Origin of the sequence: Psychroflexus aurantiacus (assembly GCF_010820555.1) — a bacterium.
Taxonomy (GTDB): Bacteria; Bacteroidota; Bacteroidia; order Flavobacteriales; family Flavobacteriaceae; genus Psychroflexus; species Psychroflexus aurantiacus.
Window position 1 is genome coordinate 182,902 of record NZ_JAAIKD010000006.1, and the last position, 22,637, is coordinate 205,538.

18 protein-coding genes and 1 tRNA gene are annotated in these 22,637 nt (G+C 41.8%); 17 read left to right on the forward strand and 2 right to left on the reverse strand.

The window, feature by feature from the left end:
• Position 1: 1 nt before the first annotated feature.
• Positions 2–1,459 carry a tRNA (N6-isopentenyl adenosine(37)-C2)-methylthiotransferase MiaB gene (miaB, locus tag G3567_RS11780; protein WP_164005517.1) on the reverse strand — a complete coding sequence of 486 codons (1,458 nt, stop codon included), beginning with the start codon at positions 1,457–1,459 and terminating at the stop codon, positions 2–4.
• Positions 1,460–1,646: 187 nt separating this feature from the next.
• Between miaB and topA the strand changes: the two genes are divergently transcribed.
• The 7 genes from topA to G3567_RS11815 all read left to right on the forward strand — a co-directional run bounded on the left by topA (position 1,647) and on the right by G3567_RS11815 (position 11,284).
• Entirely contained in the window at positions 1,647–4,193 is a 2,547-nt protein-coding gene (gene topA / locus G3567_RS11785; protein WP_164005518.1) for a type I DNA topoisomerase, read from the forward strand.
• Between the two features lie 15 nt (positions 4,194–4,208).
• A complete protein-coding gene (locus G3567_RS11790) occupies positions 4,209–5,363 on the forward strand; it encodes a formimidoylglutamase (protein WP_164005519.1) in 1,155 nt (384 codons plus the stop codon).
• A 70-nt stretch (positions 5,364–5,433) separates the two neighbouring features.
• Entirely contained in the window at positions 5,434–6,792 is a 1,359-nt protein-coding gene (porK, locus tag G3567_RS11795; protein ID WP_164005520.1) for a T9SS ring complex lipoprotein PorK/GldK, read from the forward strand.
• 25 nt (positions 6,793–6,817) lie between these two features.
• Entirely contained in the window at positions 6,818–7,459 is a 642-nt protein-coding gene (gene porL / locus G3567_RS11800) for a type IX secretion system motor protein PorL/GldL (protein ID WP_164005521.1), read from the forward strand.
• Between the two features lie 24 nt (positions 7,460–7,483).
• Positions 7,484–9,037 carry a type IX secretion system motor protein PorM/GldM gene (porM, locus tag G3567_RS11805; RefSeq protein WP_164005522.1) on the forward strand — a complete coding sequence of 518 codons (1,554 nt, stop codon included), beginning with the start codon at positions 7,484–7,486 and terminating at the stop codon, positions 9,035–9,037.
• A 6-nt stretch (positions 9,038–9,043) separates the two neighbouring features.
• Positions 9,044–10,066 (forward strand): type IX secretion system ring subunit PorN/GldN, encoded by a 1,023-nt coding sequence (gene porN / locus G3567_RS11810; protein WP_164005523.1) that lies wholly within the window; start codon positions 9,044–9,046, stop codon positions 10,064–10,066.
• Between the two features lie 168 nt (positions 10,067–10,234).
• A complete protein-coding gene (locus G3567_RS11815) occupies positions 10,235–11,284 on the forward strand; it encodes an NAD(P)/FAD-dependent oxidoreductase (RefSeq protein WP_164005524.1) in 1,050 nt (349 codons plus the stop codon).
• Here the strand turns inward: G3567_RS11815 and G3567_RS11820 are convergent.
• The gene (locus G3567_RS11820) at positions 11,256–11,651 is read right to left on the reverse strand and encodes a DUF983 domain-containing protein (protein WP_164005525.1); all 396 of its coding nucleotides are present in this window, start codon (positions 11,649–11,651) and stop codon (positions 11,256–11,258) included. The two genes, G3567_RS11815 and G3567_RS11820, sit on opposite strands and share 29 nt — an antisense overlap.
• Positions 11,652–11,714: 63 nt before the next feature.
• Here G3567_RS11820 and G3567_RS11825 point away from each other — a divergent pair, with 63 nt between their 5' ends.
• The 10 genes from G3567_RS11825 (at position 11,715) to G3567_RS11870 (ending at position 22,493) form a co-directional block, all read left to right on the forward strand.
• Entirely contained in the window at positions 11,715–13,625 is a 1,911-nt protein-coding gene (locus G3567_RS11825; RefSeq protein WP_164005526.1) for an ABC-F family ATP-binding cassette domain-containing protein, read from the forward strand.
• 62 nt (positions 13,626–13,687) lie between these two features.
• Positions 13,688–14,857, forward strand: coding sequence for an efflux RND transporter periplasmic adaptor subunit (locus G3567_RS11830; protein WP_164005527.1), 1,170 nt, complete (start codon positions 13,688–13,690; stop codon positions 14,855–14,857).
• The gene (locus G3567_RS11835) at positions 14,854–18,117 is read left to right on the forward strand and encodes an efflux RND transporter permease subunit (protein WP_164005528.1); all 3,264 of its coding nucleotides are present in this window, start codon (positions 14,854–14,856) and stop codon (positions 18,115–18,117) included. Before G3567_RS11830 ends, G3567_RS11835 begins: the two co-directional genes overlap by 4 nt.
• Before the next feature lie 5 nt (positions 18,118–18,122).
• Entirely contained in the window at positions 18,123–19,448 is a 1,326-nt protein-coding gene (locus tag G3567_RS11840; protein ID WP_164005529.1) for a TolC family protein, read from the forward strand.
• Positions 19,448–19,630: a CPXCG motif-containing cysteine-rich protein gene (locus G3567_RS11845; protein ID WP_164005530.1), complete on the forward strand. Its 183-nt coding sequence runs from the start codon at positions 19,448–19,450 to the stop codon at positions 19,628–19,630. Before G3567_RS11840 ends, G3567_RS11845 begins: the two co-directional genes overlap by 1 nt.
• Before the next feature lie 96 nt (positions 19,631–19,726).
• A tRNA-Met gene (locus tag G3567_RS11850) sits at positions 19,727–19,799 on the forward strand.
• A gap of 109 nt (positions 19,800–19,908) precedes the next feature.
• On the forward strand, positions 19,909–21,231 hold the full coding sequence (locus G3567_RS11855) for a tyrosine-type recombinase/integrase (protein WP_235923583.1): 1,323 nt from the start codon (positions 19,909–19,911) through the stop codon (positions 21,229–21,231).
• 354 nt (positions 21,232–21,585) lie between these two features.
• Positions 21,586–21,780: a hypothetical protein gene (locus G3567_RS11860; RefSeq protein WP_164005532.1), complete on the forward strand. Its 195-nt coding sequence runs from the start codon at positions 21,586–21,588 to the stop codon at positions 21,778–21,780.
• Positions 21,781–21,873: 93 nt separating this feature from the next.
• Positions 21,874–22,062 (forward strand): hypothetical protein, encoded by a 189-nt coding sequence (locus G3567_RS11865; RefSeq protein ID WP_164005533.1) that lies wholly within the window; start codon positions 21,874–21,876, stop codon positions 22,060–22,062.
• Between the two features lie 41 nt (positions 22,063–22,103).
• Positions 22,104–22,493 carry a hypothetical protein gene (locus G3567_RS11870; protein ID WP_164005534.1) on the forward strand — a complete coding sequence of 130 codons (390 nt, stop codon included), beginning with the start codon at positions 22,104–22,106 and terminating at the stop codon, positions 22,491–22,493.
• Positions 22,494–22,637: the final 144 nt, after the last annotated feature.

The following is a 22,637-nucleotide window of genomic DNA, read 5'->3' on the forward strand; positions in this document are numbered from 1 at the left end:
TTTAGGATGAAGTGGATTGCATGGGTCCATAACCTACAGCCTCACCAATGAGGGTCGCACTTGTGCACTCATTCATTTTTACCAGAACGTAGTCCCCAACTTTGTAATTTTCTTTAGGAAATACAACCGTTGTATTTTGTGTATTCCTGCCACTCCACTGCAGAGCGGATTTTTTAGACTCCTTTTCGATGAGCACTTCTTCCACCTGTCCGAGGTGTTTTTCAGTGGTCAGACGAGAGTGTTTTTGCTGTAAATCGATAATTTCCTGGAGTCTTCTTTTTTTGGTAGCTTCCGGAACATCATCTTCAAATTTCTTCGCACCCAGGGTTCCTGGTCTTTCCGAATACGCAAACATGTAGCCGAAATCATACTTGACGTATTCCATAAGCGATAAGGTATCCTGATGATCATCCTCGGTTTCTGAGGGGAACCCGGTAATCATATCCTGTGAAATACCACAGTCCGGAATAATGGATCGGATATTATCTATCAGTTTAAAGTACTCTTCCCGGGTATGTAAGCGATTCATTTTTTTCAAAATCCGGTCACTTCCGCTTTGCACCGGTAAATGAATGTAGTTGCAAATATTATGATGCTTAGCCATAATTTCTATGACATCCAGCGTCATGTCCTGGGGATTGGAAGTCGAAAATCGAATCCGCATGCCCGGCTGGGCTTTGGCGACCATATCGAGTAAGTTGGCAAAATTGACCGCGGTTGCTTTTTGCATTTCAGTGGCCTTTTTGAAATCTTTCTTTAAGCCACCGCCATACCACAGATAGCTGTCTACATTCTGTCCCAGGAGGGTGATTTCTTTAAAACCTTTGGCCCATAAGTCATTGACTTCGTCCAGAATACTTTTGGGGTCCCGGCTTCTTTCCCGGCCTCGGGTGAAGGGAACCACGCAAAAGGTACACATATTGTCGCATCCCCGGGTGATGGAAACAAAAGCAGAAACCCCGTTGCTTTGCAGTCTTACTGGCGATATATCGCCATAGGTTTCTTCTTTGGAAAGAATCACGTTGATGGCATCTCTTCCATTTTCCACTTCGTCCAGTAAATTGGGTAAATCTTTGTAGGCATCGGGGCCTACCACCAGATCCACAATTTTTTCCTCTTCCAGGAACTTGTGTTTCAAGCGTTCTGCCATACATCCCAGAACTCCAACTTTCATAGTAGGATTATCTTTCTTGACGGCATTGTACTTTTCCAGACGCTTTCTTACGGTCTGTTCCGCTTTATCTCTTATCGAGCAGGTATTCACGAGGACAAGGTCCGCTTCAGCCAGATTATTGGTCGTATTGTAGCCCTGTTTATCCAGGATGGAGGCTACGATTTCGCTGTCGCTAAAATTCATAGCGCAGCCATAACTTTCAATATAAAGTTTTTTAGAATTGCTTTTATTCTCTTCTTTTACCAGGGTTTGGCCCTGCAGCGTTTCATCGATAATCTTCTCCATGTAAAGCTTTATAATTTGGTGCAAAGATACACGATAAGCTTTGACTGACAAACTGTCATTTTGTTCTTTTAAAAATTTATTATGAAGGATAAAAATACTAAGTTTGAGTTTTTGAGGAAACGACTTTAGTGATGTTCTTAATTGAAATCCAAAAAATCGTATACTTTTGCACTATAAATAATATCCAATGGCGAAAAATCTAGTAATTGTTGAGTCTCCTGCCAAAGCTAAGACTATAGAAAAATTTTTAGGTAAAGATTATAAAGTCGCCTCCAGTTTTGGACACATTGCAGATTTGCCTTCAAAAGAGCTTGGGGTTGATGTGGATAATGACTTCAAACCCACCTACGTAGTCAATAGCGATAAGAAAGACGTGGTAAGAAAGCTTACCAAAATGGCGAAAGAATCTGATACCGTCTGGCTGGCAAGTGATGAAGACAGAGAAGGAGAAGCGATTGCCTGGCACTTATCTGACGAGCTCAAGCTGGAAAGTTCAAAAACAAAGCGGATTGTATTTTCTGAAATCACTGAATCTGCCATTAAAAATGCGATAAAATCACCCAGAGAAATCGATTATAATCTCGTCAACGCTCAAAAGGCCAGACGGGTTTTAGACCGTCTGGTCGGTTACGAGCTCTCTCCTATATTATGGAGAAAAGTAAAAGGAGGACTGTCTGCAGGACGAGTGCAGTCGGTTTCGGTAAGACTGATCGTTGAGCGGGAGCGTGAGATCCTGGACTTCAATCCTGAAGTGTTTTATAGAGTAGATGCGGAATTTGAAACAGAAAAGGGAGGCAGATTCAAAGCCAAACTTCCTAAAAACCTGGCGTCTCAAAATCAGGTTGAAGCTTTTCTTGAAGCTCAGAAACAGGCAAAGTTCAAGGTGAGCGATCTCACTAAAAAACCGGCCAAAAAATCTCCGGCACCTCCGTTTACCACCTCTACCTTACAACAGGAAGCTGCCAGAAAGCTTTATTTTTCGGTCAGCAAGACTATGAATATGGCCCAGCGTCTTTATGAAGCCGGACACATTACCTATATGAGAACAGATAGTGTGAACCTGTCTAAGCAAGCCAAACAAAGCGCAGAAGATGAAATCAAAAGTGCTTACGGGGAAGCCTATCATAAAGCCCGGAATTATAAAGGAAAATCTAAAGGTGCTCAGGAAGCTCACGAAGCCATACGCCCTACCAGTTTTGCGTCGCATCAAATCGATGCTGAACGCGATCAGCAGAGGCTTTACGAACTGATCTGGAAACGCGGAATTGCCTCGCAGATGAGTGACGCAGCCCTGGAAAGAACAAACGTGAGAATTTCGTCGGATAAAGACGAACGAGAATTTACAGCCAACGGAGAGGTTGTCAAATTTGATGGATTTTTGAAGGTTTATCTGGAAGGGAAAGACGAGGAAGATGAAGAGCAAAGCGGATTGCTCCCGGCCATGAAGGTGGGAGAGTCGCTTGCGAATGCTTATATACAAGCTACCGAACGCTACACCAGGCCTCCTTCCCGATACACGGAAGCTGCGCTTGTAAAAAAACTGGAAGAACTGGGCATAGGCAGACCTTCTACCTATGCGCCAACGATATCCACGATTCAGAATCGAAAGTATATAGAAAAAGGGAACGTAGATGGAACCGAACGCAAGTATATTCAGTATACCTTCAAAAACGACGACATAAAAACGGCAACACTTTCAGAAAAAGTAGGAAGTGACAAAGGCAAATTAGTTCCTACCGATGTGGGTATGGTGGTGAACGATTTTTTGGTCAAACACTTTAAAGGCATTCTGGATTACAATTTTACCGCCAAGCTTGAGCAGGATTTTGATGAGATTGCTGAAGGCAATGCAAAGTGGACTAAGGTCATGAAGGATTTTTACATCCATTTTCATCCCAATGTTCTGGATGTAGCTGCCAACGCCGACAGAGAAGTTGGTGAACGCATTCTCGGGGAAGACCCCGAGACAGGCAAGCCTGTGAGTGCGAGACTGGGTAAATTTGGACCCATGGTTCAGATCGGTTCGGTAGAAGATGATGAAAAGCCGCGATTTGCGAGTTTAAAACCGAGTCAGACCTTATCCTCGGTCACTTATGAGGAAGCGATGGACTTGTTTAAACTTCCGAAACAGCTTGGCGAGTACAAGGGCGAAGAGGTCGAAACCAATATTGGCCGCTTTGGACCGTATGTGCGTTTCGGGAAGAAATTCGTTTCCTTGGAAGCCGGTGAGGATCCTTTGGACGTAAGCTACGATCGTGCTATAGAATTGATAAAAGCTAAAGAAAAGGCAGATGAACCTATTTATTATTACGATGACAAGGGGGTTCAAAAAGGTGTCGGCCGATTTGGTCCCTACTTAAAATGGGACGGCATGTTCATTAACGTGAACAAAAAATACGATTTCGATAACCTGACTGAAGAGGATATTATTGAATTGATCGAAGATAAAATTCAGAAGGAAAAGGACAAACTGATTCATCACTGGGAAGATGCGGGTATAAAACTGGAAAAAGCAAGGTGGGGGAGATACAAACTCTCTAAAGGAAAGACAAAAGTCGAGCTTCCTAAAACCACTGAAGCCGAAGAGATGTCACTGGACGAAGCCGAAGCCATTTTAGAAAAGAACACCAAAAAGAAGAAAAAACCCGCCAAAAAGAAAACGGCGGCCAAGTCCAAGAAAACCACGGCTAAAAAGAAAACACCATCGAAAGGCAAAACATCTAACTCAAAATAACTCTAATTAAAATTAATGGCATTTGAATTTCTAGAACCTGTAAATGCTGAGCTACAGCAGGTCATTCATTCTTTTTCAGACCAAAGCTTATCGCAATACGTAAGGTTTTATGAGGGGGAAGATGAGATTGAGTTAGACAATATCCAACTTGCCTTTCTTTGCGTTAAAGACTCACGTCAAAGCGTATACGAGAAAAAATCAGATTTTTATTTTGATGACATCAGAACTCAGCTCTACAGCATGTATGTTGGCAACTGGGAGGTGAAGATTCTGGATTTGGGAGACATCGCTATGGGCGATGAAGCTTCTGATACAGCTTATGTGTTTAAATCCATTCTTTCAGCGCTTTACAAGAAATCGATTGTACCCATCATCCTGGGAGGCAGCCAGGATTTGACTTTCTACCAATATAGGGCTTACGACGGCATCAGATATATGGTCAACCTTACTTCTGCAGATCATAAATTTGACCTGGGGAACTCAGAGATGCCAATGCACGGTCAGTCTTATGTGGGTAAGATGATTATTGAAGAACCCTATAATCTGTTCAACTACAGCAATCTTGGTTATCAGTCGTTCTTATCTCCTTTAGAGGAAATCGATTTGATGGATAAATTGTTCTTTGAAGCCCTTCGGCTAGGTGAGCTGAAGCAGGATTTTACTAAGGTTGAGCCCGTTTTGAGAGATACGGATGTATTAAGTGTTGATATTTATTGTGTTAAATCTTCAGAAATTGCTGATTCAAATCATAAAAATATTAATGGATTCAGTACATTTGACCTTTGTAAATTATCTAGATACGCTGGAATGAGCGATAAACTGAGTTCTTTCGGTATCTATGAGTTGCAGGCACTAGCGAAATCTGAAGGACTTGTGCAATTAATTTCTCAAATGTTATGGTATTTTATGGAGGGATATAGTTTAAGGTTAAATGAGGAGGTGAGTGAGGATAATTCTCATTTCACAAAATACAGTGTACCGATTCAGGATGAGGTTTTAGTTTTTCTGAAAAGCGAAGTATCAAACCGGTGGTGGATCAAAATTCCAAATGAAAATAATAATGCACAAAAGGCTTCGTTATTAGCTTGTGATAAACAGGACTATTTAGATGCTACGGCTTCTATTTTGCCAGAGAGGTGGTTGAAAGCGAAATATAAAAACAACATCTAATTTAAATCTTTAGAATATTAAGAAAAAATTGTTTCTTTGGAGACAAGGTGTGAATCTAATTTATTTAACTATGAAAGTTTATTTTTTATCCTATAGAAGTTTCTCTTTACTCTTATTTGCTTTTCTGATGATGAGTTGTGGGAAGAGTGATAAGGGTCAGCTTGTAGGAGCGGAAGGAAAAAAATGGTATCCTGAAAAGCCTTACGGCATGGTATTAATCGAGGGAGGCTCTTTTATTATGGGGAAATCTGATGCTGATATAGCAGCAGTTAAGGATGCTCCTCCAAAAACAGTTACTGTACCTTCCTTTTATATGGATGAAACGGAAATCACCAATGCTGAATACAGACAATTTGTAGAAAAAGTTAGGGATTCTGTCATAAGACAGAAGTTAGCTGAAGCTGCAGAATTAGCTGGAGGAGCTGGAGAAAATGAGGATGGTATACAGCGTTTTGCGTATAAGAATTCTGGTGGAGATGAGGAGGAGTTAACCGCTTTTGAAGAGTTTTCAAAACACTACGACCCTTTGGATCAGGCTTTGAACTGGGACCCGAAAATAATTTGGAACCCTGCCGAATACCCGGATGAGGATTATGTGTATGTCATGGATGAATTTTATCTGACTAACGATCAGTCTTATAATGGTCGCAGAATGCTGGATGTGACGCAGTTCAAGTACAGGTATAAAACCATGGATGTTGAAGCAGCCGCAAGAACTCCGGGAGACCGTACCGATTTTATAACCGAAAAAGAAGTGCTGGTGTACCCGGATACCACCGTGTGGATAAAAGATTTCTATTATTCTTATAATGAGCCTATGCATAACAATTATTTCTCGCATACCGCTTATGATGAATATCCGGTAGTAGGGGTGACCTGGGGACAGGCCAAGGCCTTTGCCAACTGGAGAACAAAATACCTTAACGACTACAGAAAAAAGAAAGACAAGGCGAGCGTTAGTTTTTTCAGATTGCCGTCTGAAGCTGAATGGGAGTATGCAGCGCGAGGAGGAATTGAAGGCGGAACCTATCCCTGGGGAGGTCCTTATGCAAAAGATGACCGGGCTTGTTTTCTGGCAAATTTCAAACCCTTTAGAGGGGATTATGCCGCCGATGGAGCTTTATATACTGTAGAAGGCGATGCCTATGGTCCCAATGACTTCGGATTATACAATATGTCCGGAAACGTTTCGGAATGGGTAAACACCACCTACGATCCCTCTTCCTACGAATACATGTCTACCATCAGTCCCAACGTAAGCAGTTCTGAAAATATTAAAAAGGTGATCAGAGGCGGGTCCTGGAAAGACGTAAGTTATTATCTGCAGGTGAGTACAAGGGATTACGAATATTCTGACTCAGCGCGAAGTTTTATCGGTTTCAGAACCGTTCAGGACTTTTTAGGTAATTCATTCAATTTAAATAAATAAAAGATAAACTATCAAAGCTTAAATTATGGCAAAATCAAAATCAGGTAAAAAGATAATGAATATGGTCTACGGCCTTGGAGCCGCTATTGTTATTATTGGTGCATTGTTTAAAATTATGCACTGGCCTTACGGAAATACAATGTTAATTATAGGTCTTGTGGTGGAAGCCGGTGTATTTGCGGTTTCCGCATTCGAGCCTGTGGACAGTGAACTGGATTGGTCTAAAGTGTATCCGGAATTAGCTCAGGACAGCCCGGATTCTAAAAAAACATCTTCTAAGGTTCAAAAAGATGAACAGGGACTCTTATCTCAGAAGTTAGACGAGATGCTTAAGGAGGCTAAAATCGATTCTCAATTGATGGAAAGCCTGGGTGAAAGTATCAAAAACTTTGAAGGGGCTGCTCGTAATATCAAACCCACTTCAGACTCTATAGAATCTCAGAGAAAATACAGCGAAGAACTAAACCTGGCTGCCACGCATATGGAATCTTTGAATAATCTTTATAAAGTCCAGGTAGAATCTGCTTCCAAACAAGCTGAGGTTAACCAGTCAGTAGCCGAAAATGCAGACAGACTGAGAGAGCAAATGGAGTCTCTTACAGCCAACCTGAATTCTCTTAACGGGGTGTACGGTGGTATGTTAAGTGCGATGAGACCCAAAGCATAATATAAACTTCTTAAACGAATAACTATGGCTGGTGGAAAACAGACCCCTAGACAGAAGATGATTAATTTAATGTATTTGGTTTTTATAGCTATGCTAGCACTAAATATGTCTAAAGAAGTTTTATCTGCGTTTGGTAATATAAATGAATCTTTGGCAGAGTCAAGTGAAAGCTTTGTCAAAAAAAATAATGCTGCGCTTAGTAATTTAGAGCTAAAAGCGAAAGATTCGGAAGCACAGTTTGAGGAGGTCAAAAACTTGGCTGTATCCGTGGCATCCTTCACAAATTCGTATTATCAATATTTAGGTTCATTAAAATCAGAGCTTAAAGCTACCGTTGATGATCCTACGGATTACGAAACCATGGATAAGTCTGCGTATCTGGATGAGAAAATGCTTTCCAGTGGGAATCTTACGAAAGCAGGTAAAACATTCATGAACGAAATGGATACTTACCGTGAAGGTATGCTTGCACTTCTTGGTGATAATCCTAAATATACCCCGATTATCGGCGCTATTCGTGATGATTACAGCGGAAAAGATATTGTCGTTGATGGGGTTAAAAAGAAGTATATTGAGTACCATTTTGTCGGTTTTCCATTGATTGCTTCTATCACCAAGTTATCCTCCCTGCAGAATGAAATTAAAGTTTTCGAAAACGAAATCTTATCCATCTTACTGGCAGGTGAACTTACGCAAATGGTTTCTATGACCAATTATACGACCTTGCTTAAAACCGAGCGGGGAGCCTATTATCAGGGCGATAAATTTGATGGCTCTATTGTTCTAGGAAGAACAGATGAATCTACAGTACCCAATGATGTGAATCTGACCCTGGATGGAAGAAAACTTTCTAAATCTGACTATCAAATCAAAGAAGGCCGAGTGGTTTTGAATGTAACTGCCGGACAGGCTGGTGAACATCAGATCGCCGGTGAATTGATTTTTAAGGAAAACGGTGAAACGATTAGGGTTCCGGTGGATCAATCTTTTTCGGTTATCCCAAAACCCAATCAGGCTTTGGTTTCTGCAGATAAAATGAATGTGGTTTACAGAGGTATAGAGAATCCGATTACGGTTTCCATGCCGGGTGTGCCCAGCAATAAAGTCAGTGCCTCAGCTCCGGGCTTGAGAAAGCTAAGAGGCTCTCAATATGTTATGGTGCCGCAAACCGGTACGGAAGTCAAAATAAGTGTTGTTGGTGAAATTGACGGACAAAAGTTCCCTTCTTCCTCAACCTTCAGGATCAAAAGTCTGCCAAGACCAACGCCTACGGTGAGAGGACAGATGCAGGAAGGTTCTGCGATACAAATGCCTAAAAATGCACTGAAGGTTTCGCCTATTGGCGCTACCTTTGAAAATTTCGATTTCGACATTAAGCCTGTCGTGAAGCGTTTTACGATGAGTATACCAGGCCAGCCTTCGGTGGTTGTCAATGGAAGCCGATTAGACCGAAAGGCACAGGAACTTTTGGATTTGGCAAGAGCCGGAGATATCGTTCAGATCTTTGATATCAAAGCCGATGTCCCAGGTGTAAACGTTAAAAATATGCCAGCCATATTGGTACAACTAACTAATTAAATCAAGATGATGTATACAAATTTTAAAGTATTTATGGGTTTGATTTTTATGCTGAGCAGTGGATTTGCTGTTGGGCAGTCGAATATCCTGAACGCCTCTACACCATCGGAAGTGGGTGTGTTATCACCTGAACAAAAAGCATCCGACGATGATGAGCCCCTGGAGTATGGTTACATCAGTGACAGAGATATTTTATGGTCGAAAGTGGTATGGGAAAAAATCGATTTAAGACAAAAAGTCAATTTTCCGTTATTATATCCTACACAGGATGATGTGTTCTCTTCCAACAGGCGTTCTCTTTTCAAGACGCTGATGGAAGCTATAGAACTCGGTGCTAAAGACCCAGGCTCTAAAAATGCCATCACTGAAGTTTACGCCACCAGTTATTTCAACAAAAAGAAATCCTTTGATGATATTTTAAGTTCTACAAAATCTGTTTTTCTTCCCGATGTTGCCTTAGATATTTTGGGACAGTATGGCGTGACCGGTACAGAAAGCGTTCAGCAATTTATCAACAGGTCGCTGGCCGGAACACTTTCAAATTATCCGGATCAGTATCCGCAGGACCTGATTTCACAAATGGAACCTTACTTAATCCCTACTGAAATCACGAGTAGAAATATTTTGGAGTACCACATTAAAGGCATGTGGTACTTTGATAAGCTGCAGGGCGAACTTAGATACAGACTACTTGGTATTGCCCCGGCAGGATATGACATACAAAGCCAGAACCAGAGTTTCGCAGGTGAGCCGGAAATCATTCCTTATTTCTGGGTTTGGTATCCTTCGGCCAGATACGTTTTGTACAACGCCAAAGTATTGAATAACGACAACAGCTCTGAACCTTTTAGCTTTGATCACCTTTTGAATTCCAGACGATTTGATTCTTTTATTTATAAAACACAAAACGTGTATGAGGACAGAGAGGTGAATGAATACATTCAGGACAACTCTTTGCTTCAGCTTCTGGAGTCACAGCGAATTAAAGAAGAAATTCGAAACTTCGAATTAGATATGTGGAGTTATTAATTTCAACTCCTTTTTAAATCTTAAATTAGCCCTTGCCATGTGTAAGGGCTTTTTTATGTCACCACCCTTAGCATTCACCTAATCATTGCTGGGTGCTTTACAGACGAATTAGACCTGTCGCCTGATGATCTCGGTTCTGGCCTTTAAAAAAATACTAAATTTGAACAGATGAAAGATGTTTTGATAGTGGGATTTGGAATTGCCGGTTTATCGGTTGCCAAACAGCTCGAGCTGAGGTCCAGAACCTTCGACATTATAGCGGATGAAAGCCAGGATGCTTCCAAAGTTGCAGGAGGAGTGCTCAATCCTGTCGCTCTGAAACGGTATAATCTGGCCTGGAACGCCGAGGAATTTATGCCTCAGGCCATCGACTTCTATTCGCAGTTTAATTCTGAATCCGGAGAAGCCTTCTTCAAGTCAGTGCCGGTTTATAAACTATTTTCTTCGGCAGAGGATCAAAACAACTGGACAGTGGCTTCAGACCAGCGCCTACTGGAGCCTTTTCTGAATCCAAAAATTCAAAAGGTCACCGCCTCAGTTCAATCCGATTTCAAAGCCGGGGAGGTTCTTCAGTCCCACCTGCTCTCTCTGAAATCCTTAATTGAACATGAAAAAGAACGCTATATCCACACTTCCCAATTTATCTCTGAACCCCTGAAGCATGCGGAACTCCATATTAGCCGCGATGAAGTCATTTATAAACAGGGTACTTATAAAGCTGTTGTGTTTTGCGAGGGGTATGGCATCACAGACAATCCTTTTTTTAACTGGCTTCCAGTCTATGGCAATAAAGGGGAATACCTAATTTTTAAATCAGTCGATTTGAAGGCGAATGAATCCATTTTTAAGGCCAAAAACTTTTTGATTCCGCTGGGCAACGACCTTTATAAATACGGGGCGACCTATTCCAGGGAAAACCTGAACGATTTGCCTACGGAAGGGGCTCGTGTAGAGCTTAAGGATAAGCTTTCGGGCATGATCAACTGTGACTTTGAGATTGTAGACCAGGTGGCGGGGGTTCGACCCACGGTAAGGGATCGCAAGCCCGTTTTAGGACGTCATCCCCGCTATAAAAATCTGTATATCCTCAACGGTTTTGGCAGCCGAGGGGTTATGGCCGCTCCCGGCTTGTCGGAGCAGCTGGTTGATTGTATTCTGCAAGGAAAAGACATCGACCAGGCGATTAACCTTAGTCGGTTTTTGAAGTTTTATGTTTAGCATCCTTGTCATAAGATAGGAATAAATTGATCCATATATTCCGTGATAACCTCATAATGATGGGCCCCAGCAGGACCAGGACGACAATAATGGATATAAACGAAGGGACCACCTCCAGGCCAATAAGGAAATAGGACGTTAGAAAAGAGGCTATCGCAAAGGCAACCCCCAGACCGTAACTTATATACATGGCTCCATAAAAAAAGGAAGGTTCTATTTTGAATTTGGTATTACAGACCGAGCATCTTTCGTGCATTTCATAAATTTTACTCAGCTTATATGGGTTGGGTTCTTTGTACATTTTTCCCTCGTGGCATACCGGGCATTTTCCTGTAAACACACTATATAATTTGGTTCCCTTCAGCATTATGAATAAAATTTAGCTTTACAGCGCAAAAATACCAATATTTGCAAAAATTTTAGGTAACATATGCTACACATTCATAATCTTTCTATTTCATTTGGTGGAGAGTACCTCTTTAAGGAGATCAGTTTCAAGCTAAGTGCGGGAAATAGAGTAGGTCTTATAGGAAAAAATGGAGCCGGAAAATCGACAATGCTCAAGATCATTTCCGGAGAAATGCCCTTAGATACAGGTCAGATTGCTAAGGATAAAGAGATTTCTATTGGTTTCTTGAAACAGGATATCGATTTTGAAGAAGGACGCACGGTTCTGGAAGAAGCTTATCAGGCTTTTGAAGCGATTAAGTCTTTGGAAGCCAAACTGGAACATATCAATGAACAGCTGGTGGAGCGCACCGATTATGAAAGCGAAGGCTATAATCAACTCATGATCGATCTGAATGACTATCAGCAGCAGTATGAAATCCTGGGCGGTTACAATTACCAGGGCGATACGGAAAAGGTGCTGAAAGGACTGGGGTTTACCACCTCTGATTTTGGTAAATTAACCGATACGTTTTCTGGGGGCTGGAGAATGCGAATAGAGCTGGCTAAGTTGCTCCTGCAAAGCAACGATATCTTGCTTCTGGATGAGCCGACCAACCACCTGGATATCGAAAGTATTCTCTGGCTGGAAAGTTTCTTACAAAACTTCCCCGGTTGTGTGGTGATTGTTTCTCACGATAAGATGTTCCTGGATAACGTTACCAACAGGACCATTGAATTATCCCTGGGTCAGATTTACGATTACAACAAGCCGTATTCCAAATTCAAAGTATTAAGGGAGGAATTACGGGAGCAGCAGCTGGCCGCTCAAAAAAATCAGCAGAAAGAAATTGAACAGACCGAAAAGCTGATCAGTAAATTTAGAGCGAAAGCCAATAAAGCTTCCATGGCGCAATCGCTGATTAAAAAGCTGGAAAAAACCGAAGTTATCGAAGTGGACGAAGAGGACAATCAGGTGATGAATGTGAAATTCAACTCCTCCAAAAATCCCGGTAAAGTGGTGATAGAAGCTGAAGATTTATCGAAATCCTTTGGCCAGGATACGGTTTTTAAAGATGTGGATTTTCTGATTGAACGGAATTCTAAAATCGCGTTTGTAGGGCAGAATGGACAGGGAAAATCTACCCTGGCTAAAATTATTGTTGGCGAACTGGAACACGGCGGACACATCAAGCTGGGGCATAACGTGGAAATCGGTTATTTTGCTCAAAACCAGGCAGAATATCTGGATGGAAATAAAACTGTGCTGGATACCATGATAGATGCGGCCAATGAGAGTAACCGAAGCCGTGTGCGTGATATCCTGGGCTCTTTTCTCTTCAGAGGCGATGATGTCGCCAAATTTGTGAAAGTGCTTTCCGGAGGAGAAAGAAACCGCCTGGCTCTGGCTAAAATGTCTTTATCTCCCTTCAACGTGCTGATCATGGATGAGCCTACCAACCACTTGGACATTCAGTCCAAAAACGTCCTGAAAGCAGCGCTCAATAATTTTGAAGGCACCTTGATTCTGGTGTCTCACGACAGGGATTTTCTGCAGGGCTTAGCTGATTCGATTTATGAATTCAGAAACAATACCGTAAAGGAATTTCTTGGAGACATCAATGATTATCTGAAGTACAGAGCTCTGGAGTCGATGCGGGAGGTAGAGAAGAAAGATAAAAAGGCGAAGGAAGCCAAAGCCGAGTCTTCCACCAAACACGACTACGAATATCAGAAGAAACAAAAATCGCTTCAGAATAAACTGAGCAGTGTGGAGTCTCAGATTTCCAAGCTGGAAAAAGAGGTCAGAGAAATGGACAGGCAGCTGGAACTCAATTACGAAGAAAGCATCAAAAAGGATAATTTCTTTGAAAACTACAATGCCAAAAAGAGCAAACTGGAAACCCTTATGAAGTCCTGGGAGGAAGTACAGATCAAAATTGAAAGTCTTTAAGTTTTCATAAAATTTGAGATTTGAGTTTAACCTTCCTATTTTTATCAGGTCTAAACACAATTATGAGAAAAATTATATTATATGCACTCGGAGTGCTTTTGCTGGCAGGAGGTGTATTTGGAGCTAAATTTATTATCGATAGTAAAGAGGTTCCCCAGTCTGCCCCGACGAAGACCATCAAAACGGTATTTGTAGATACGGTTCAAAATGCCAGGGTTCCCATTATCATTCCAGCGAACGGAAATCTTCTCGCCAAACGCAGGGTCGAGCTCTATGCTGAAGTGCAGGGGGTTTTTGATTACAGCGCCAAGGCCTTCAGAACGGGACAGGCTTATAAAAAAGGCCAGACGTTAATCCGGATAGACGCTTTAGAGTACAAGGCATCAGTACAATCTGCAAAAAGTGACTTATACAATCAAATTACAGCCATTATGCCCGATTTGAGGCTGGATTTTCCGGAAATCTATCCCAAATGGCAGACCTATCTTAATGCTTTTGATATTAAGCAACCCGTACCTCCACTGCCAGAGTATGATTCTGAAAAAGAACGTTTTTTTATAAATGGCAGAGGTATCAATACGGCTTACTACAATGTCAAAAATCTGGAGGAGCGACTTCTGAAGTATAATATAACCGCACCTTTTGATGGGGTTTTAATTCAGGCTCTTGTCACTGAAGGCACTTTAATACGGAGCGGAATGATGCTGGGCGAGTTTATCGATCCCGAAGTATACGAGCTTCAGGTGGCCATCGCCAAAGAGTATGCAGATCTTTTGCGAGAAGGGGAGTCCGTTAGTTTAACCAATAAAGCGGGCACACAGCGCTATTCTGGAAAAGTTAATCGAATCAATGCCAGTATAGATCAGGCGACTCAAACTGTAAGTGTCTTTATCGAAGTTAAGGACCCTTCTTTAAAAGAAGGAATGTACCTGAAGGCTTTAATCGAAGCCAAAAAAGAAGAAAATGCTATCTCTATTGACCGGAGTTTAGTTGATGATGAGGATAATATTTTTGTGGTTAAGGACACGATCTTAAGACGTCTAAAAGTCAATCCGGTCTATTTTTCGGATGAGCAAGTCGTCGTGAAGGGTGTCCCTGACGGTGAACTTATTTTAGCCAGGCAGGTCCCGGGTGCATATAGTGGCATGCGAGTCGAAGTGGTCAGTGAAAACAATCCTGAAAATCAGCCTCAGGATGACTCCAAGGCAGAGAAAGAAAGCATTCAGGAATGAGAAAGATCATCTCTTATTTCATCAAGTACCACGTGGCAGTCAATGTCATGATTTTAGCTTTTGTGGTTTTCGGAATCATAGGCATGCTGCGTTTGCAGTCCTCTTTCTTTCCGTTAATCGAATCTGAAATAATAAACATCAACGTGACCTATCCCGGGGCAGCTCCGGAAGAAATTGAAGAAGGGATCGTCCTCAAAATCGAGGATAATCTAAAGGGTCTGGTGGGTGTAGACCGAGTCACATCTACCTCCCGAGAAAACGGGGGGAGTATCACAGTTGAAATCGATCGCAACGAAGACATTGATTTGATGCTGAGCGAGGTGAAAAATGCAGTAGATCGGGTTCCCAATTTTCCTTCCGGCATGGAGCCTCTGGTGGTTGCCAAGCAGGAGAATATACGTGAAACTTTCGATTATTTTGTAAGTGGAGAAGGCGTAGACCTGGCTACACTGAAGCAAATCGCAAGACAGATGGAGTATGATCTCCGCGCCATGGATGGTCTGTCTCAGATCGAAATCTCCGGCTATCCCGATGAAGAAATTGAAATCGCCGTTGATGAAGATGACCTGCTGGCCTACAACCTCACGTTTGCTGAAGTGGCCCAGGCCGTTTCCCAATCCAATATCCTCACAACAGGGGGGAGTATAAAAACAGATGTCGAAGATTTCCTGATCCGGGCGAATAACCGTTCTTATTACGGCAAGGAATTGAATAACCTGATTGTCAAGTCTCAGCCGGACGGCACCCAGGTGACGCTGGCGGATGTGGCCATTATTCGGGATCGATTTGCGGAAACTCCTAATGCTTCTTATATCAACGGAAGGGTTGCGGTAAGTGTAAATATCTCTACGACCAATAATGAAGATCTAATTGCTGCTGCCGAAAAAGTAATGCAGTATGTCGAGGAGTATAATGCGAAAAACGATACCATAGAAATTATAGTTGAGGATGACCGCAGCATCACCTTAAAGCAGCGGACTCAATTGTTGATAGAAAACGGGGCAGTAGGTATATTTCTCGTCTTGGTGTTTTTATCCTTTTTCCTGAATACACGTCTGGCGTTTTGGGTGGCCTTTGGTCTGCCGATTTCCTTTTTAGGGATGTTTATTTTTGCCAGTTCCTTTGGCGTGACTATCAATGTCTTGTCTCTGTTTGGAATGATTATCGTTATTGGAATTCTGGTGGATGACGGCATTGTTATTTCAGAAAACATCTACCAGCATTATGAAATGGGTAAAAAGCCGGTTCAGGCTGCCATTGACGGCACTATGGAGGTACTTCCTCCTATCATTTCCGCGATCATCACCACGGTATTGGCCTTCTCTACCTTTCTTTTTCTGGATAGCCGTATAGGCAAGTTTTTTGGAGAGGTAAGTACAGTAGTGATTCTAACCCTCGTCGTATCACTGATTGAAGCCTTGATTATCCTGCCGGCACACATCGCCCATTCCAAAGCTTTGGTCAGGGAAAAAGCCGGTGAGAAAGCTAAGGCTAAAGGCATAGGAAAGCTGTTTAAGAAGATGAGGCGGATGAACGTCTACGGTGACCGCGTCATGGCTTTTTTAAGAGATAAGTTTTATGAACCGGTGGTAAGATTTACCGTCCAGAACCGCTTTATTAGCTTTGCCATCACTACAACGCTGCTCATCCTGACCATTGGGTCCATTATGGGAGGAGTAGTGAAAGTAACCTTATTTCCCAGTATAGCCAGTGATCGCGTCAGTATAGATTTATTGATGCCGGAAGGAACCAACCCTAAAACGACAGACAGTATCATCTCCATGGTGGAAGATGCAGCCTGGCGGGTTAATGAAGACTTTACCAGGCGACAGTCCGGCAATAAAGAGGTGGTCAGGAATATCGTAAGACGTGTAGGACCGGGAAATAATAAAGCTTCTTTACGGGTGAATTTACTTCCGGGAGAAGAACGTGATTTTGGGTCCCCAGAGATTACAAATGCCATCAGAGAGGAAGTAGGCGAGGTGTATGGGGTGGAGCGCCTCACCTTTGGTTCCGGAGGGAATTTTGGCGGTAAGCCCGTTTCTGTCTCTTTGCTGGGGAATAATCTGAAAGAGCTGGAACAGGCTAAGGAAGAACTGAAAGCCCTCATGGAAGAGAATAATACGCTTAAGGACGTCACCGATACAGATCCCGAAGGCATTAAAGAAATAAGCATTGACCTGAAAGATGAGGCTTATGCTTTAGGCTTGAATTTGGGTGATGTCATGAGCCAGGTGAGAGCTGGCTTTTTTGGGCTGCAGGCTCAGCGCTTTCAACGGGGACAGGATGAGATTAAAGTCTGGGTCAGATATGATCGCGACAATCGGGAATCGATCAACGATCTGGATGATATGCGTATTGTGACCCCCGACGGGAATCGTGTACCCTTTGGAGAGATAGCCAGTTACTCCATTGAAAGGGGAACCGAATCTATTAGCCACCTGGGCGGTTTAAGAGAAATTAGGGTGGAAGCCGATTTGGAAGATCCCAATGCCAGTTCCACAGATGCCATCGCCAACATCGATGAAAATATGTTACCCCCGATTCTGTCCAAATATCCCAGCGTGTCGGTGTCCTACGAAGGTCAGAATCGCGAGGCGGAAAAGCTTACCGATTCTGCCAAAAATGTGTTCCCGGTTATTCTTTTTCTCATCTATGCGGTTATTGCCTTTACCTTCAGGAGTTATAGCCAGCCTTTGCTTTTGATGTTCCTTATACCTTTCAGTGTCATTGGTGTAGCCTGGGGACATTATATACATGGCTTTCCGGTGAATGTTTTATCCTTATTAGGCATTATTGCACTGGTGGGGATTATGGTCAATGACGGCCTGGTGCTCATCGGTAAATTCAACACGTATCTCCGGGACGGGATGGATTTTGATACCGCCTTGGTCGAAGCCGGTAAATCCAGATTCAGAGCTATATTTTTAACCTCACTAACGACCATCGCCGGGATAGCTCCTTTACTTCTGGAGCGCAGCAGGCAGGCTCAGTTTTTAAAACCCATGGCCATATCCATAGCTTATGGTATTTTTATAGCAACCTTTCTTACGCTCTTGTTCTTACCCTTGTTATTATCGATTACCAATTCAGCAAAAACGCGATTCAAATGGCTTTCAACGGGTGAACAGGTTAGTAAAGAATCTGTAGAACGCGCGATAAAAGAGCAGGAAGAAGAAGAACAGCGTCAGGAAGAAATCGATGAAGCTAACCGCGATTCAGAACCCGGCCAAACCGAAATTAAACCTAAAGATCATTAGATGATATGAAAGTATTTTCCATCAGCATATTGACTTTTATCCTCAGTTTATGTAGTTCAGCTCCGGCACATGCTCAGGAACTATTGAGCAAAGAAGAAGCCATTACCCAAATGTTATCCAATAACTTTGGTATCCAGCTAGCTGAAAATCAGGTCGATATCGCCGATAATAACCAGGGCATCCTTAATTCCGGATATTTGCCCAGGCTTACCGGTAATGCCGGAGGTAACTACACCAAGGATGACCAGGACGTGACCTTTCGTGACGGTGAACAAAACTCCATTGTTGGTGCTGAGACCACGCGTTATAACGCCTCCATTAACTTAAACTATACCTTATTTGATGGACTCGGGAGGTTCTGGAATTATAAGCGTTTAAAAGAAGAGTACGATTTGTCTTCCCTGGAAGCAAGGCAGACCATAGAAACCACGATGCTGCAACTGTTCACGGTCTATTATGAAGTCGCCCGGCTTTCGGAAAATGAACAGGTGTTGCAGCAAACCTATAACAACACGAAGCAGCGCTTAAAGCGAGCGGAGTATAATTTTCAGTTCGGACAGGTCAATAAACTGGAAGTGCTGAATGCGGAGGTAGATCTCGTCAACGACAGTATCAATCTGATGAATAACCGTCAGCTATTAAAAAATGCCAAGCGCGATTTGAACGTCGTTATCAACTCAGATCTCGAGCAGAACTTTGAGGTGGATACGCTCGTGGGATTCACCAGTCCAATCCAGATTGAAAATTTTGTAAATACGTCCCAGTCCAATAATGTTCGTCTTTTACAAGCGGAAAAGAACATTAGCATTAGCGATTATGATTATAAGGCCAGTAAAGCTGTCTTTCTGCCTTCCATTGGCCTGACGGGCTCTTATGGATGGAATGAAGGTAACTTCCCCGTGACCAGCTTTGCAACCTCCAGCACCACGACCGGTGTTTCTGGTGGCGTTAGTCTAACCTGGGATCTGTTTGATGGCGGAAGTGGAATTACCCGGATGAAGAACGCTAAGATTACGTATGATAACCAACAGCTGCTCAAAGCTCAGATCAGGCAGCAGGTCAAGCGAGATATATCCAATGCGCTGGGAAACTATCAGACCAGGCTTGAAGTTCTGAAGCTTCAGACCCAGAACATCCTGACGGCCAAAAATAACTTTGAACGTTCCAACGCCCAATACAAGCTGGGACAGATTACCTCGGTGGAGCTTCGTCAGGCTCAGCTCAATCTCCTCAACGCCCAGACCAGTAAAAATCTGGCCAAATACGATGCTAAAATCGCTGAACTTGAGGTGTTACAGTTAACCGGCCAACTTTTAAATGTAGACTTCTAATGTTTGAACATTACTTTCAGTGTCCTTACTGCTGGGAAGACATCAGCATGCTATTGGATCCTTCCGTTAGGATACAAACTTACGTAGAAGACTGTGAGGTCTGCTGTAATCCGATTCAGATCACCGCAGGGTTCGAAGACGAAGCTCTGGTGGAATTCAGAGCTGAAGATATCGAGCAATAAAAATTGAGCAATAAAGTTGAAATTTTATTTTGTAGAATTGATAATTCGACTTATATTTGCAGTCCGATATTTACAACACAGATTACAAACATATATCGCGGGGTAGAGCAGCAGGTAGCTCGTCGGGCTCATAACCCGAAGGTCACTGGTTCGAGTCCAGTCCCCGCTACTACTTTAATACTAGTTAAATCAACGGATTGTGTCTCACAATCCGTTTTTTTATGTCCTCATTTTTCTTACTTTTACAAAGAGTACACGATAAAGTACACGATCCAATCATGAAATTAGATTATTCTGAACCAAATATCTATACAGGTGGGGTAGACATTAATTCCTGGTCTAAGCTCTCAAAAGAAGATAAAAAAGAGGCTCTATCTAAAAGTTGGTACGTGTATTATTCCTTTAGAGATCCAAAAACTGGTAAGCTTAAAAGACAAACCAATATAAAAGCAGGTGCGAATCAGTTTAAAACTAAGCGTGAGCGCTATTCTTTTCTTAGAACGATGCGAGAAGCCCTCTCAAAACTGTTAGAGCTAGGATTCAATCCCTATAAAGATAACAGTGACCTGGAAGCCAAGCTGTTTTCAGATCAAGAAAATACAGCCGAAACGCAGCCCAAACCTAAACAACAACCTAAACCACCACAACCAATACCTGCACATCAGTCTGAGCCAAGTCCTGTGCCTGTGGAACCTGAGGAAGACATCATGAGCATTGACGAGGCCTTTAAGTTTGGTCTGTCTATGAAAGAACATATGATGAATAAAAACTCATACGTTCAATACAAAAGTAGAATTGGTCTTTTTGAAAAGTGGCTTAGAGAGGAGGAGCTATTTGATAAGCCAATTACCAGCATTACCAAAAAGACTGTCAATCAATATTTGAATACTATTGTAAAGAAGACCAGTGCCAGAAACCGCAATAATTCCCGAACCGATATTGCTTCCTTATTTCAACTGCTGGAAGAAAACGAAATCGTCACATCCAATTTCGTACAATCCATTGCAAAATTAAAGACCGTTCCCAAACGAAATAAGACCTATACGCCAGATCAGGAAAAGAAAATCAACACTCATCTTGAGAAACATGATCCGACTTTACACCTGTTTATCAAATTTATCAGTCTTAATTTTCTTAGGCCTATTGAAGTTTGCAGATTAAAAATCAGAGATGTCGACTTGAAAGATAAAAAGCTTTACGTCAAGGCTAAAAATCAACCGGTAAAAATCAAAATCATACCTGATATTCTTATCAAGGATATACCAGATCTGTCCAAACTCCCTGGCGATGCTTTACTGTTTGGTCGCTTTGGTATTGGAGAAGCATGGAGTGCTTCGGAAACCAACAGAAGAAATGAATTCTCTAAACGCTTTAAAGAGGTGAAAGATCATTTTGGGCTGGGAGAGGATTTCGGTTTATACAGCTTTAGGCATACCTTTATTACCAAATTATACAGAAAGCTTAGAGAGAAAAGCTCACCCAACGAAACCAAAAGCAAACTCATGCTGATTACTGGTCATTCTACCATGGACGCACTGGAAAAGTATTTACGCGATATTGATGCTGAACTGCCAGAGGATTATTCGCACTTATTTAAGTAAAAAAACATTTACTGTATATAGCTATCTTACTCTTTGAAACAAAAATGTTCCAAGAGTAAGATGGTTATCTAATTATGGAGTTATATGTTCTATAAAGAGAGCTAAAAAGGTTTAATATGGAGGGATTTCGAACAATAAGAAACAAGAACTAACATTAAACTTCAGTAGGATACAATGAAATACATATTAAGTGCAATAAGGAACATTGAAAAACATGCTTACCGTTACTTAACTTAACATAACGTGAACTATCCTTACATAACCTAACAAATCGTATCATAACGTCACGTATCGTCCCCTAACCTAACATTAGCTTAAAACCTATCACTATCATGTCTAATTTTGGAATTAGATATGGATGCAAAAACAGTATATCAAGTAGCGAAAGCACTTCCGGAGGAAGGGCAAAAGCTCTTATACGATATGCTTAAAAAAGATTTGTATTCCTACCAGCAGGAAAAGAAAAAAAACAGAACGGTTCTTACTGAAGAAGGCGCTATTGAGTATCTATTGAATACTGTATTTAATAGGATAAGTATACATCATTAAACAACATAATCCTGCACTAAAGTGCAGCAAACCTCTGTAAGTCTCTGCATCCTAAAACCTACGTATCCATCTCGTCTAATTTCGCGATTAGGTATGGATGCAAACACAGCTTATCAGGTCGCGAAAGCACTCCCAAGGGAAGGGCAGGAGCGATTATTTGAAATGCTTAAAAAAGATTTGTACTCCTGCGATCTAAAGAAGAAAAAAAGAAGAAACGTATTAACCGAAGAAGATGCTATAGAGTATCTGCTGAATAAGGTTTTCAACAAGAAAGCTCATTAATCTGCTGATTAAACGTAAAACTAACGTAAAATTTACGCACAATGGAGAATTATCATTACATCTGTCGCTACTGTAAAAAGGAATTTATTCCCAAAAGACGGAAAGTTCAAAAGTTTTGTTCTACATCCTGCAGAGTGAGAAGTCATCAACTCAGTCAGAAATTCAACAAACCTGCAAAGCTCAATGCTGAAAAAACAAAAATTGACCAGGTCAGTGCAGCCGGAGTGGTTAATGCAGCCCTGGGAACCACTGCTGCAGACTTAGTTAAAAACCTGCTTACACCTGAACAAAGCAAGTCAGCTACGAAAGCAGACCTAAGACGTTTGGAAGAACTGCTCCAGCGTTATCATAAAGTTGAAAATATCAAATCTCTTAGCGATGGCAGAGCGCCTTATTTTGATATGCAAATGAAGAGGATTGTTTATCGATGAGGTGTTACGTAATTAAGAACTCATTTTTTGTCTTTATCCTTAATTAGATAAATGATTTTTGGTTAACCTATTTTAGGAAAAGACATTTGTTTATATGGCTTACAACGCTGAATATAAACTGTCGTTTTAATGCAGTTTATATAA

Bases quoted from the DNA above. Each gene is read 5' to 3' on its own strand.
- miaB (WP_164005517.1), bottom strand. From the start codon at position 1,459: ATGGAGAAGATTATCGATGAAACGCTGCAGGGCCAAACCCTGGTAAAA.
- topA (WP_164005518.1), top strand. From the start codon at position 1,647: ATGGCGAAAAATCTAGTAATTGTTGAGTCTCCTGCCAAAGCTAAGACT.
- G3567_RS11790 (WP_164005519.1), top strand. From the start codon at position 4,209: ATGGCATTTGAATTTCTAGAACCTGTAAATGCTGAGCTACAGCAGGTC.
- porK (WP_164005520.1), top strand. From the start codon at position 5,434: ATGAAAGTTTATTTTTTATCCTATAGAAGTTTCTCTTTACTCTTATTT.
- porL (WP_164005521.1), top strand. From the start codon at position 6,818: ATGGCAAAATCAAAATCAGGTAAAAAGATAATGAATATGGTCTACGGC.
- porM (WP_164005522.1), top strand. From the start codon at position 7,484: ATGGCTGGTGGAAAACAGACCCCTAGACAGAAGATGATTAATTTAATG.
- porN (WP_164005523.1), top strand. From the start codon at position 9,044: ATGATGTATACAAATTTTAAAGTATTTATGGGTTTGATTTTTATGCTG.
- G3567_RS11815 (WP_164005524.1), top strand. From the start codon at position 10,235: ATGAAAGATGTTTTGATAGTGGGATTTGGAATTGCCGGTTTATCGGTT.
- G3567_RS11820 (WP_164005525.1), bottom strand. From the start codon at position 11,651: ATGCTGAAGGGAACCAAATTATATAGTGTGTTTACAGGAAAATGCCCG.
- G3567_RS11825 (WP_164005526.1), top strand. From the start codon at position 11,715: ATGCTACACATTCATAATCTTTCTATTTCATTTGGTGGAGAGTACCTC.
- G3567_RS11830 (WP_164005527.1), top strand. From the start codon at position 13,688: ATGAGAAAAATTATATTATATGCACTCGGAGTGCTTTTGCTGGCAGGA.
- G3567_RS11835 (WP_164005528.1), top strand. From the start codon at position 14,854: ATGAGAAAGATCATCTCTTATTTCATCAAGTACCACGTGGCAGTCAAT.
- G3567_RS11840 (WP_164005529.1), top strand. From the start codon at position 18,123: ATGAAAGTATTTTCCATCAGCATATTGACTTTTATCCTCAGTTTATGT.
- G3567_RS11845 (WP_164005530.1), top strand. From the start codon at position 19,448: ATGTTTGAACATTACTTTCAGTGTCCTTACTGCTGGGAAGACATCAGC.
- G3567_RS11855 (WP_235923583.1), top strand. From the start codon at position 19,909: ATGAAATTAGATTATTCTGAACCAAATATCTATACAGGTGGGGTAGAC.
- G3567_RS11860 (WP_164005532.1), top strand. From the start codon at position 21,586: ATGGATGCAAAAACAGTATATCAAGTAGCGAAAGCACTTCCGGAGGAA.
- G3567_RS11865 (WP_164005533.1), top strand. From the start codon at position 21,874: ATGGATGCAAACACAGCTTATCAGGTCGCGAAAGCACTCCCAAGGGAA.
- G3567_RS11870 (WP_164005534.1), top strand. From the start codon at position 22,104: ATGGAGAATTATCATTACATCTGTCGCTACTGTAAAAAGGAATTTATT.